Here is a 12,137-nt window from a genome sequence, read left to right as displayed (position 1 = left end):
ACTCCGGTGATCAGGCCGGCGGTCGCCCGCCGCGCTCACGCACCCGGGTCAGCCCGACCACCAACCCGGACGCCCCGGTCGCCACCCCGGCCGCCGGCACGCACGATGGAGGCGGCGCCGAGCACCACGACGGCAATAGCGCCCCGCGTCGGCGCAGCCGCACGCGACGCCACGCCCCGCAGGCCGGCGCCCCCAGCTAAGGCGGTCCCTGCCAGGCAGCGCCCCCGCTTCGGCGGGGGCGCTTTCGTTTGCGGGCTCGCGGCTCGTGGCGTCAGCCGTAGACGGGTGCCGAGCCGATTCCCTGCTCGATGATGCGCTCCAGCACCTCGGGCGCCGTCGTGTTCTCGGCCAGGCGGTTCGGCTTGCCCTCGCCGTGGTAATCGCTGGACCCGGTGACGAAAAGCCCGTACTTCTCGGCGAGCGCGTAGAGGCGGGCCTTCGCCTCGGGCTTGTTCTCGCGGTGCTCGAGCTCGAGGCCGAAGAGGCCGGCCTCGGCAAGCCGGGCCAATTTCGTCTCCGGGATGACGTCCATCGCCCCGCGCGTCGCCGGATGCGCGATGACCGGCACCCCACCGGCCGCACGCACGAGGGTGATGGCCCGCAGCGGGTCCGGCGCGTAGTGCGGCTGGTAGTAGCCCGCCTCCCAGTGCAGGATTCCCGCGAATGCCTCGCTCCGGGTGAGCGCCAACCCGCGGGCCACCAAGGCGTCGGCGATGTGCGGGCGTCCGACCGTCGCATCCGGTGTGGTCTGCTCGAGGACGTCCGCCCAGGTCAGGGCGTAGTCGACTCCGATGCGTGCCACCATCTGTTCGGCGCGCACCAGCCGGGCCTGCCGCACCCGGGCGGTTTCGGCCACGATGCCCGCGTTGGACGGGTCGAACAGGTACGCGAGCAGGTGCACGCTGGCGAAGCCCACCCGGGTGCTGAACTCCATGCCGGGGATGAGCGTGAGCCCGGCCGTGCGGGCGGCGGCACTGGCCTCGGCCCAGCCGGCGGTCGAATCGTGGTCGGTCAGCGCGAGAGTGCCGAGGCCGGCGGCGGCGGCGGCCCGCACGAGCTGCGCCGGGGTTTCCGTGCCATCCGACACACTCGAATGCGTGTGCAGGTCGATCGGACCGCTGAATCGTCGAGCACCAGGCATTCCCCCATGCTAGTTGTGCGGCGGACCGGGGCCGTCCGCACGGTTCCCAGCCTGCTCGTCTACCGTTGACCGGACATGCTGAATCGACTCCTGCGCACCCTGTTCCTCGGCGCGACCGCCGCACTACTGCTCGTGTTTGGCTGGCCGCAGCTCTTCGGCCTGCAGAACACGTGGGTGGCCGCGCACGCAGTCTCCCTTCGCGGTCTCGCCGTGGCCGGATCGGCCCTGCTGATCGGCGTGCTCCTGGTGCTGCTCGTTGCGATCCGCCCACTCCGCCCGCTGGCCGGCGGGCTCATCGTGCTCCTGCTTCTCTTCGGCATCGGAAACGCCGGCCTGCTGGTCACCCGCGGCCTCGGCGACCCGGCCGGCACACCAGCCCTGGCCGAGACGACGGATGCCGTCACCGTGCTCAGTTGGAACACGCTCGGCGACGAGCCGGGCGCCGCCGCCATCGCCCGGCTCGCCCTCGACCAGAATGCCGACGTCGTCACCCTGCCGGAAACCACCGAGGCCACCGGGGAGGCCGTCGCCGAGGCCATGCGCGCGGGCGGACGGCCGATGTGGGTGCACACCCTGGCCTTCGACCAGATCTCCAAGGCGCGCTCCACGACCCTGCTGATCAGCCCCGACCTCGGCGACTACTCGGTGAGCAACGAGGCCGGCTCCGGGCCTCCCGGCAACACGAACGTGCTGCCGACCGTCGTCGCCGCGCCCGTCGACGGGAACGGCCCCACCATAATCGCGGTGCACGCCGTTGCGCCCATCCGCTTCGAGATGTCGAACTGGCGTTCCGACCTGGACTGGCTCGCCGAGCAGTGCGCCGGAGAGAACGTGATCATGGCCGGCGATTTCAACGCGACGGTCGACCACCTGAGCGGCCGCGAGACATCCGCCGGCGCCGTTCTCGGCGACTGCCGGGACGCGGGACTGGCCACCGGCGCGGGGGCCGTGGGCACCTGGCCGACCTTCGCGCCTGCACTGCTCGGCTCGCCGATCGACCACGTCCTGGCCACCGCGAACTGGCAGGTGCAGAGCATGCGCGTGATCGAGTCGGAAGACGACGCGGGCAGCGACCACCGCCCGATTGTCGCCACCCTCACCCCGACCTCCTAGCGCGCCCGTTCCGGTCGAGAGCGCCCGTTCCGCCGGTCACTCTCGACCGGAACGGACACTCTTCGGGGAGCAATGGGACAATGGCCCATGGCCAATTCCAGCGAAACCGCGATCACCCCCGCTCCCCGATCGAATGAGAACCGCTCCACCACCCCCGGCTCGGCCGGCTTCAAGGCGTACATCTCCAGCGATTGGGCCGAGCGCGTCGAGGTGCTGCCGCCCGCCCGCGAGCAGGCGCCCTTCGCGGCCGCCCGCCGCGAGCTCCTCTCCGCGATGCACCCCGGTCAGCGCCTGATCATCCCCGCCGGCCGCCTCAAGCAGCGCTCCAACGACACCGACTACGCGTTCCGCGCGCACTCGGCCTTCGCCCACCTCACCGGCTGGGGTAGCGACGCCGAGCCCGGCGCCGTGCTGGTGCTCGAGCCCACCGCGACCGGCCACGACGCCACCCTCTACTTCCGAGAGCGGGCCGGCCGCGACTCGGACGAGTTCTACGCGAACCCCGACATCGGCGAATTCTGGATCGGCCCCCGACCCTCGATTTCCCAGGTCGGCGGCGACCTCGGTCTCCCGGTTCGCGGCATCGCCGACCTCACCCTCGTGATGGACACGATCGACAACGAGACCCTCGTGCTGCGGGAGGCCGACCCGCTCTTCACCACCGAGGTCGACGAGGCCCGCCTCCGCTTCGCTGCCGAGAAGGTGCTCACGACCGACGCATCCGACTCCCCGTTCAGCCTCGAAATCAACGGCGACCATGCCGCCGACGAGCAGTTCGCCCGGGGCCTGTCGGAGCTGCGCCTGATCAAAGACTCCTACGAGATCGCCCAGATGCGCCTCGCCGTCGCGGCCACCGGCCGTGGTTTCGAGGACGTCATCCGGGATCTGCCCCGCTCGAGCACCCACCATCGCGGCGAGCGTCTTGTCGAGGGCGTGTTCAACACCCGGGCCCGGTCCGACGGCAACGCGGTCGGCTACGACACGATCGCCGCGTCCGGCCCGCACGCCTGCATCCTGCACTGGACCCGCAACGACGGCGCCGTCGTGCCCGGCGACCTGATCCTGATCGACGCCGGCGTCGAGGTCGACAGCTACTACACCGCCGACATCACCCGCACCCTCCCGGTGGACGGAACCTTCACCGACGTGCAGCGCCGTGTCTACGATGCCGTGCGCGAGGCAGCGGATGCCGCTTTCGCCGTGGCCGTGCCCGGCGCCGTGTTCCGCGACGTGCATGCCGCCGCGATGGCGGTCATCGCCCGCCGCACGGCCGAATGGGGCATGCTCCCCGTCACCGCCGAGGAGGCCCTGCTGCCCGACAATGGCCACCACCGCCGCTACATGGTGCACGGCACCAGCCACCACCTCGGCCTCGACGTGCACGACTGCGCGCAGGCACGCCGCGAGATGTACATGGACGGCGTGATCGAGCCCGGGATGGTGTTCACGATCGAGCCCGGCCTCTACTTCCAGCCCGACGACCTGACGGTGCCGGCGGAATACCGCGGCATCGGCGTGCGAATCGAAGACGACATCCTGATCACCGCGGACGGCCCCGAGAACCTGTCGGCCGGCATCCCCCGCACCTCCGAGGCCGTCGAGGCCTGGATCGCCGCCCTCACCGCCTGACGGCCGAGAACCCCGCACGCGAGTGCGGGCGAATCGCCGGTTTGAGCAACTCATACCGACGATTTACCCGCACGCGCGGCCGTTTGGAGGCGGTGTTTGGAGGCGGTGTTTGGAGGCGGTGTGTGGGTGAGCTCGGAAGCGGTTACGCAGGCGGCGCGGCGGGCGGCTGCGGGGCAGCCGGCGAAGCCGCGGGCGGCTCCTGAGCACGCGGCGGCTCCGACGGATGCGGCGGGGCTGGCACCGCCAGCTCGGCCTCGGCGCGCCCCGCGAGCAGGTTGCGGGCCCGATTGACCAGAGCGCCGTCGACGATCACCTGATAGTTGCTGGCAATCACCTGCATGGTCGATGTGAAGTCGCGCCGGCGGCGATTGAGCGCGGCGCTGACAACCCCGAACAGCATGCCGAACCCGGCACCGATCATGACGGCGGCGAAGACGAACGGCAGGCCCGCGCCATCCGGCGAGAAGATAAAGAACAGCAGCCCGAAGAACACGCCGAGCCAGGCGCCGGAGGCCGCACCGGCCAGCGCGACGCGCCCCCAGGTGAGTTTGCCGGTGACCCGCTCGACCGTCTTGAGGTCGTTGCCGAGGATGGAGACCTGCTTCACGGGGAAGTCGGACGTCGCCAGCGTGTCCACGGCTTCCTGCGCCTCACCATAGGTGGCGTAGGTCGCGAGCACCTCCCCCTTGGGTAGAACGGGGAACAATGCGGCCCTGCGCCCGCCGAAGGGGCTCTGATTGCTCATGCGCCCATTCTTTCACAGGACCGATCTGCCCTGAAGGTGGCCTAGATTTGTACTGTGTCTGCCACCAGAGTCTTCGTTGCCCGTTTGGCCGGGTGTACCGTTTTCGACCCCGCGGGAGACCGCGTGGGTAAGGTGCGCGACGTGCTGGTGGTCTATCGAAAAAACGACCCGCCCCTCGTCGTCGGCCTGATCGTTGAGATCCCGGGCAAGCGACGCGTTTTCGTGTCCATCGGGCGCGTCACCAGCATCGGATCGGGCCAGATCATCACCACCGGCCTGATCAATGTTCGCCGCTTCGAGCAGCGCGGCGGCGAGGTGCGCGTCATCGCCGAGATGCTCGGCCGCACGGTCGTCTTCAACGACGCTTCCGGTGAGGCGACCATCGAGGACGTCTCGATCGAGGAGCTGCCGCAGGGCGGCTGGGCGATCAGCCAGCTCTTCGTGCGCCGTCCCAAGACCAGCCTGTCGCTCTTTGCGAAGGGCGCCACGACCTTCACCGACTGGGGAGGGGTGCGCGAGCAGACCACCGAGGGTCAGGCCCAGTCGGCCGAGCAGCTCATCGCCACCTACTCCGACCTCAAGCCCGCCGACCTGGCGAACACCCTGCTCGACCTGCCGCCGGAGCGCATGCACGAGGTTGCGGGCGAGCTCCCCGACGGCCGCCTCGCCGATGCCCTCGAGGAGATGCCGGAAAGCGAGCAGGTCAGCATCCTGACCCGGCTCGGCGACGCGCGCGCCGCCGACGTGCTCGACCACATGCAGCCCGACGATGCCGCCGACCTGATCGCGCAGCTGCCGGAGGAGCTCGGCGAACAGCTGCTGGACCTGATGGAGCCGGAGGAAGCGGACGACGTGCGCTTCCTGCTCACCTACGCCCCGGACACCGCCGGCGGCCTGATGACGACCGAGCCGATCATCGTCTCGGCCGACGCCACGGTCGCGGAGGGGCTCGCGCTCATCCGTCGCCACGACCTCGCGCCGGCGCTCGGCGCGGCCATCTGCGTCACCCTGCCGCCCTACGAGCCGCCCACCGGCCGCTTCCTCGGCATGGTGCATTTCCAACGGATGCTGCGCTACCCGCCCCACGAACGGCTCGGCACGCTGCTGGACCAGGGTCTCGATCCCGTCACCGCCGACACCTCGGCAGCGGAGGTCACCCGCATCCTCGCCAGCTACGACCTCGTCTCCGTGCCCGTGGTCGACGAGAACCACCGACTCGTCGGCGTGGTGACGGTTGACGACGTCCTCGACTACCTGCTGCCCGACGACTGGCGCAGCCATGACGGAAACGACGACGTGCGCCGCCGGGCCGAGGCCCGCACCGAACTGACCACGGGAAGCATCCCGCTGCACCACGGACGGAGGACCGGCAATGGCCCGAGCTAACCGATCGGATCTCCGCCTCGACTCCCCCAAGGGCCTGCGCACCCCTGCCCTCGGCCGCAAGCGCCGGCGCAACCGTGACCGCCCCAGCCGCGACCGCTTCGGCCGGTTCACCGAGGCCATCGCGCGCGGCATGGGCACGCCGTGGTTCCTGCTCGGTCTGACGTTCTTCGCCGTCAGCTGGATCGCCTGGAACACGCTCGCACCGGTGCAGTGGCGCTTCGACTCCGTGTCGCTCGGCTTCATCGCGCTGACCCTGGTTCTGTCGATGCAGGCCTCCTACGCGGCCCCGATGATCCTGCTGGCGCAGAACCGCCAGGACGACCGCGACCGGGTGCAGTTCGAACAGGACCGGCAGCGTGCCGAACGTAACCTGGCCGACACCGAATACCTCGCCCGCGAGGTGGTGGCGCTGCGCCTCGGTATGAAGGACCTAGCCTCGCGCGACTTCCTCCGGTCCGAACTTCGTGCCCTGCTCGAGAACCTGGAAGAGCGCGAAGACCAGGACAAGCAGACCCGGAAACGCCTCCGCAAGGGCGAGCGGGACCGCGACCGGGAAGAACGTTCGCCCAGTGCCTGACCCGCTCGTCACCTCGGATCAGGTGCTCACCGCCCTGGCCCGGGTGATCGACCCGGAGATCCGCAAGCCGATCACCGACCTCGACATGGTCGCCGGGGTGGAGATCGTCGACGGCCGCGCCCTGGTGGGTATCCGTCTCACCATCGCCGGCTGCCCGGCCGCCCGCCAGATCGAGCGCGATGTGCTCCGCGCCGCCGAGTCCGTCGCCGGCCCGGGCAACGTCTCCGTCTCCGTCGACGTGATGACCCGCGAGCAGCGCCGCGCGATGACGGAGAAGCTGCGCGGCGGCACGGAAGCCCGCAGCAACCAGTTCGGCCCCGAGTCTCTCACCCGCGTCTACGCCATCACCAGCGGCAAGGGCGGGGTCGGCAAATCCACGATCACCGCGAACCTGGCCGTGGCCCTGGCCGAGCGCGGACTGCGGGTCGGCATCGTCGACGCGGATGTCTACGGGTTCTCCATCCCCGGGCTCCTCGGCCTGGTCACCGCTCCGTCCCCCGAGACGGGCAAGTCCGCCGCGGTCAAGCCGACCCAGGTCGGCGAGATGATCCTGCCGCCGATCGCCTTCGACGTGAAGGTCATCTCGATCGGCATGTTCGTGGAGGACGGGTCCGTCGCGGTCGCCTGGCGCGGGCCGATGCTGCACCGCACGATCACCCAGTTCCTCACCGATGCGTATTTCGGTGACCTGGACATCCTGCTGCTGGACCTGCCGCCGGGCACGGGTGATGTGGCCATCTCGGTCGGGCAGCTGCTGCCTCAGGCCGAGGTCATCGTCGTCACCACCCCGCAGCCGGCCGCAGCCGACATCGCCGAGCGCAGCGGCGTCGTGGCTCGGCAGACCGGTCAGACCATCTACGGCGTGATCGAGAACATGGCCGGGATCGTGCAGCCCGACGGCACGGTGCTCGAGCTGTTCGGCTCCGGGGGCGGGGCCGAGGTCGCCCGCCGGCTGGGCGCCGGGCAGGAGTCCCCGGTGCCGCTGCTCGCCCAGGTTCCGTTGAGCGTGCCGCTCCGCAGCGGCGGGGACTCGGGGGTGCCCGTGGTGCGCGGTGACCCGGCAGACCCGGCGGCCGTGGCCATCCGTCTGGTCGCCGACCGGCTCGCCACCCGGGCACGCGGCCTTTCCGGGATGAGCCTCGGCATCTCCCCGAAGTAGCGCCGCCGCACCTGCGCCGGAGCCGCCGCCACCTAGACTTCGAGAATGCCTGCCTCTCCCCTCGACCCTGCCGTGATCACCAACCTGACCCGGTCCATCCGTTCCACGACGGGGGCGACGGTAACCGTGATCGCACCCTTCACCGGCGAGGTGCTGCACGAGCTGCCCGTCAGCGGGGTGACCGATGTGCAGGAGTCCTACGCGCAGGCCCGCCTGGCCCAGCTGGCCTGGGCGCGGGCCGGGTTCGCCCGGCGCCGCGCGATCCTGCTGCGCGCGCACGACCTGATCCTGGAACGTACCGGGCTGCTGCAGGACACCGTTCAGGCGGAGACCGGCAAGACCCGTGGCCAGGCCTTCGAGGAGGTCTTCCAGGCCGCCGGCGTCACCCGGTTCAACGCCCTCGCCGCCCGCGGCGTGCTGCGCGGCGGACGCCGCCGCTCCGCGATCCCGCTCGTCATCACGGCCGCCGTGAGCTACCGGCCGAAGGGCGTCGCGGGGGTGATCACCCCGTGGAACTACCCGCTCAGCCTCGCCGCGATGGACGTCGTGCCTGCCCTCGCCGCCGGCTGCGGCGTGGTGCAGAAGGCCGACGACCAGGGTGCGCTGAGCATCCTCTTACTGCGTCAGGCGTTCATCGACGCCGGCGTGCCCGAGCAACTCTGGGCCGTGGTCGCCGGCGACGGCGCCGAGATCGGTGGGGCGGTCACCGAGGAGGCCGACTACGTCTGCTTCACCGGGTCGACCGCGACCGGCAAGCGGGTTGCGGCGCAGGCGGCCGGCAACCTGACCGGCGTCTCGCTTGAGTTGGGCGGCAAGAACCCCCTGATCGTGCTCGATGACGTCGACCCGGCCCGTGCGGCCGCCGATGCCGCCCCGGCCTGCTTCACGGCGATGGGCCAGCTCTGCGTATCGATCGAGCGCATCTTCGTGCAGCGGGGGGTGGCCGACGCGTTCCTGCGCGAATTCGTGGCCGTCACCCGCTCGCTCAAGCTGGGTGCCGCCTACGACTACTCGACGGATGTCGGTTGCCTCACCTCACAGGCGCAGCTGGACCGGGTGAGCGCGCAGGTTGCCGATGCGGTCGCCCTCGGTGCCACGATCGAAGTCGGGGGCCGGGCCCGGCCTGACCTGGGTCCGTTCTTCTACGAGCCCACCGTGCTGACCGGGGTCACCGCGACGATGGAGTGCTTCGCCGGCGAGACCTTCGGACCCGTGGTCGCGGTCACGGTGTTCGATTCGGAGCAGGAGGCGATCCTCGCCGCCAACGACAGCGACTACGGGTTGAACGCGTCGGTGTTCTCCGGGTCGGTACGGCGGGCCCTGCGCGTGAGCGGCGCCCTCGAGGCCGGCAGCGTGAACATCAACGAGGGCTATCGCGGGTCGTTCTCCTCGGTGGCGGCCCCGATGGGAGGTCTGAAGCAGTCCGGCCTCGGCCGACGCAACGGTCCGGAGGGACTACTCCGGTTCGTGGACGCCATCACCATCGCCCGGGCGACGGGTCTCATTCCGCTGCCGCGCAGCGGCCGCGACTTCGAGCGGCTGGCCGCGCCGATGCTGCTGCTGGCGGCGGTGCTGAAGGGCATCCGCCGCCGTTGAGCCGGTTAGCCGAGCCGGCCAGCCGAGCCGGCCAGGTGAGCCGGTCAGGTGAGCCGGCTCACACGGTTAGCTTGGCTTCCGCCGCCTTCTGTTTGGCTTCCTGTTTGGCTGCCTTCTCCGGCGCCAGCTTCGCGGCCTCCGCCTTGGCCTCCGCCTTCTTCTTCGCCTTCTTCTTGATCCGGGCCTTGCCCTTCGGCTTCGCCGTGGGCTCGCCCAGTGTGGCCGTGATGTCCGGTACGGGGCGGTTCAACTCACGCGGTGGGCGCTCGTACTCCGCGCCCTCGGGACGTGCCGGGATGGTCACGAGCGGCGGCTCCCGGTGCGTGTAGGGAACGATCGACAGCAGGTGGCTGATCATATTGAGCCGCGCGGCCCGTTTGTCCTCGCTCTCGACCACCCACCACGGGGCCTCCGGCAGGTCGGTGTGCACGAACATCTCGTCTTTGGCGCGGGAGTAATCGACCCACTTCGTGATCGAGAACAGGTCCGTCCCGGACAGCTTCCAGCGGCGCATGGGGTCGTTCAGCCGCGACCGGAACCGCCTCTCCTGCTCGGTGTCGGACACCGAGAACCAATACTTGACGAGCAGGATGCCGTCTTCGACCAGCATCCGTTCGAACAGGGGCGCCTGGTGCAGGAACCGGCGGTACTCGTCGGGGGTGCAGTAGCCCATCACGTGTTCGACGCCGGCCCGGTTGTACCAGGACCGGTCCATCAGCACGATCTCGCCCGTGGAGGGCAGGTGCTCGATATAGCGCTGGAAGTACCACTGGCCGCGCTCGCGCTCGGTCGGCACCGGCAGGGCGACGATCCGGGCGACGCGAGGATTGAGGAACTCGGTGACCCGCTTGATCGCTGATCCCTTACCGGCCGCGTCCCGGCCCTCGAAGATCACGACAATCCGGGCACCGGACTCCTTGACCCATTCCTGCATGGCGACCAACTCGGTCTGCAGGTTCCGCAATTCGGCGGAATAGACGGGCAGCGGCACCCGCTTGGGCTTTGCGCGGGTCTTCGACGATTTCGACACGGTCACACTCCTCAGATACGTGATTTCAGCGTAGCGCGAGCACCTCGCCCGTCCCGGCGTGTCGGCCCGGCACACGGCGGCTGAATCGGCCTGACCGAATGCAGCTACGTGGCTTCGGAGTCGAAGGGCGCCGGCAGCGTGGCGGCCTCCTTCGCGCGCTTGCGTTGCAGATAGGCGCCGTCAGGGTTCGGCACGGCCCGGGACACGGTCGCCGACTGGCCTTTGAGCTCGTCTTCGTCAGTGAGGGCTTCACGGATGATGCGGCGCGGGTCATACTGACGCGGGTCGAGTTTCTTCCAGTCGACGTCGTCGAAGTCCGGGCCCATCTCGTCCCGCATCCGGTCTTTAGCCCCGTTGGCCAGGTCCCGGAGCTGCTTCACGAGGCGGGCCAGCTGGGCTGCGTAGTGGGGAAGCCGTTCGGGTCCGAGCAGGAAGACGGCGATGATGCCGATCAGCAATATCTTCTCGAACGTCAAACCGAACATTCCCCCAGAATAACCCCCGGCGAGGCCTCCCCGGACCATGCCCGGCCGCCCCTAGGCTTGACCCATTCACCTACTGGAGTTGCACTGTGTCTGACAAAGATCTGAACTGGAAATTCTCCGACGACTCAGTCGTGGAGTCCGACGCTGTGGCGCGGGCCAGACAGCAGTCCCTCGAACTCGGAATCGACGCGATTTCGCCGGCGGTTGGCGCCCAATCGGCGGTGATCGCGGCTGCCACCGGCGCCCGGAGCATCCTCGAGGTCGGCACCGGTGCCGGCGTTTCCGGCATCTGGCTGCTCACCGGGGCGCCCGGCGCCACCCTCACCTCGATCGACACCGAGGTCGACCACCAGCAACACGCCAAAGCCAATTTCGCCGAAGCCAGCATCCCCGCGAACCGGGTGCGCCTGATCACGGGCCGGGCCGCGGACGTGCTGCCGCGCATGAACGAGAACTCCTACGACATCGTGTTCGTCGACGCCGACCCGCAGTCCGTGATCGAGTACGTCGAGCACGCCTTGCGCCTGGCCCGCCCGGGCGGAACCGTTCTCGTGGCCCACGCGCTCTGGCGCGGCCGCGTGGCCAACCCGGCCCAGCGCGACGATGTGGCCACCGGCTTCCGCACCCTGCTGACGGTCATCGCCTCGTCCACCGCAGTCATCAGCGCCCTCTCCCCCGTCGGCGACGGGCTGCTGCAGATCACCAAGCTCCGCGCGTAGACGGTCTCGAGCGGGCCGCCGGCAGTCGGGTCATCACCCGGTGGTCGAGCCAACACCCGGTGGTCGAGCTTGTCGAGACCCTGGTGCCCTGTTTTCGGGGACTGCGCACCCGGTGGTCGAGCCTGTCGAGACCCTGGTGGCCTGTCTCCCGGGGACTCACGCACCCGGTGGTCGAGCCTGTCGAGACCGGAACTCAGGCCTGGCNGCCCGGTGGTTGCCCGTGGTCCGCCAGGTTTGGGTTGGGTCGTAGCAGAGTGGTGCCCTGACTTCGGGTTTGCCTTTCACCATGCGGATCTGCCAGCCGGAGGTGTCGATGCTGTGGTGGTGGTACCAGCAGAGGAGCACCCCGTTGTCGATGTTGGTTTTCCCGCCGAGGTGCCAGGGGATCACGTGGTGTACCTCGCACCAGGCCGCGGGGATGGTGCAGCCGGGGATGGTGCAACCCCCATCGCGGGCGGCGATGGCGCGGCGTTGGGCCCGGGTGAAGAAGCGTTTCTCGGTGCTGAGGGTGAGGACTTCGTTGTTGGGGCCGAACACGATTTCCTGGAATCCGCCGG

At 69.8% G+C, this 12,137-nt stretch carries 12 protein-coding genes and 1 pseudogene; 8 read left to right on the top strand and 5 right to left on the bottom strand.

What is annotated here, in order from left to right:
- Positions 1-200: pseudogene (locus E3O67_RS12560) on the top strand (ATP-dependent helicase); the annotation flags it as partial.
- A 71-nt stretch (positions 201-271) separates the two neighbouring features.
- On the opposite strand, the gene E3O67_RS12555 reads toward E3O67_RS12560, so the two are convergent.
- On the bottom strand, positions 272-1,141 hold the full coding sequence (locus E3O67_RS12555; RefSeq protein ID WP_135102841.1) for a PHP domain-containing protein: 870 nt from the start codon (positions 1,139-1,141) through the stop codon (positions 272-274).
- 75 nt (positions 1,142-1,216) lie between these two features.
- Between E3O67_RS12555 and E3O67_RS12550 the strand changes: the two genes are divergently transcribed.
- Positions 1,217-2,254 carry an endonuclease/exonuclease/phosphatase family protein gene (locus E3O67_RS12550; protein WP_135102840.1) on the top strand — a complete coding sequence of 346 codons (1,038 nt, stop codon included), beginning with the start codon at positions 1,217-1,219 and terminating at the stop codon, positions 2,252-2,254.
- 87 nt (positions 2,255-2,341) lie between these two features.
- Positions 2,342-3,883, top strand: coding sequence for an aminopeptidase P family protein (locus E3O67_RS12545; protein WP_135102839.1), 1,542 nt, complete (start codon positions 2,342-2,344; stop codon positions 3,881-3,883).
- A gap of 142 nt (positions 3,884-4,025) precedes the next feature.
- Here the strand turns inward: E3O67_RS12545 and E3O67_RS12540 are convergent, their stop codons facing one another.
- Positions 4,026-4,628 carry a general stress protein gene (locus E3O67_RS12540; protein ID WP_135102838.1) on the bottom strand — a complete coding sequence of 201 codons (603 nt, stop codon included), beginning with the start codon at positions 4,626-4,628 and terminating at the stop codon, positions 4,026-4,028.
- A 54-nt stretch (positions 4,629-4,682) separates the two neighbouring features.
- On the opposite strand from E3O67_RS12540, the gene E3O67_RS12535 reads away from it, so the two are divergent.
- From E3O67_RS12535 to E3O67_RS12520, 4 genes are read left to right on the top strand one after another with little or no spacing between them, the layout of a single operon-like run.
- Complete coding sequence (locus E3O67_RS12535) at positions 4,683-6,014, top strand: magnesium transporter MgtE N-terminal domain-containing protein (protein WP_134427141.1); 1,332 nt, start codon at positions 4,683-4,685, stop codon at positions 6,012-6,014.
- Positions 6,001-6,591, top strand: coding sequence for a DUF1003 domain-containing protein (locus E3O67_RS12530; protein ID WP_134427143.1), 591 nt, complete (start codon positions 6,001-6,003; stop codon positions 6,589-6,591). Before E3O67_RS12535 ends, E3O67_RS12530 begins: the two co-directional genes overlap by 14 nt.
- On the top strand, positions 6,584-7,750 hold the full coding sequence (locus tag E3O67_RS12525) for an Mrp/NBP35 family ATP-binding protein (RefSeq protein ID WP_241982164.1): 1,167 nt from the start codon (positions 6,584-6,586) through the stop codon (positions 7,748-7,750). The genes E3O67_RS12530 and E3O67_RS12525 overlap by 8 nt, the downstream gene beginning before the upstream one ends.
- A 45-nt stretch (positions 7,751-7,795) precedes the next feature.
- Positions 7,796-9,346 carry a succinic semialdehyde dehydrogenase gene (locus tag E3O67_RS12520; protein ID WP_135102837.1) on the top strand — a complete coding sequence of 517 codons (1,551 nt, stop codon included), beginning with the start codon at positions 7,796-7,798 and terminating at the stop codon, positions 9,344-9,346.
- Between the two features lie 58 nt (positions 9,347-9,404).
- Here the strand turns inward: E3O67_RS12520 and ppk2 are convergent, their stop codons facing one another.
- Positions 9,405-10,376: a polyphosphate kinase 2 gene (gene ppk2, locus E3O67_RS12515; RefSeq protein WP_241982162.1), complete on the bottom strand. Its 972-nt coding sequence runs from the start codon at positions 10,374-10,376 to the stop codon at positions 9,405-9,407.
- A 104-nt stretch (positions 10,377-10,480) separates the two neighbouring features.
- Positions 10,481-10,861 carry a Sec-independent protein translocase TatB gene (locus tag E3O67_RS12510; protein ID WP_135102835.1) on the bottom strand — a complete coding sequence of 127 codons (381 nt, stop codon included), beginning with the start codon at positions 10,859-10,861 and terminating at the stop codon, positions 10,481-10,483.
- A gap of 86 nt (positions 10,862-10,947) precedes the next feature.
- Between E3O67_RS12510 and E3O67_RS12505 the strand changes: the two genes are divergently transcribed.
- The gene (locus E3O67_RS12505) at positions 10,948-11,580 is read left to right on the top strand and encodes an O-methyltransferase (RefSeq protein ID WP_134427151.1); all 633 of its coding nucleotides are present in this window, start codon (positions 10,948-10,950) and stop codon (positions 11,578-11,580) included.
- Positions 11,581-11,736: 156 nt separating this feature from the next.
- Here the strand turns inward: E3O67_RS12505 and E3O67_RS12500 are convergent.
- A partial coding sequence (locus E3O67_RS12500; protein ID WP_135102834.1) for an HNH endonuclease signature motif containing protein occupies positions 11,737-12,137 on the bottom strand: 401 nt, incomplete at its 5' end.

The sequence above is a fragment of the Cryobacterium sp. TMT3-29-2 genome (genome assembly GCF_004564305.1).
GTDB classification, from domain to species: Bacteria; Actinomycetota; Actinomycetes; order Actinomycetales; family Microbacteriaceae; genus Cryobacterium; species Cryobacterium sinapicolor.
The sequence above is the reverse complement of the archived record's forward strand: the minus strand, read 5'-3'. Positions and strand labels throughout refer to the sequence as shown.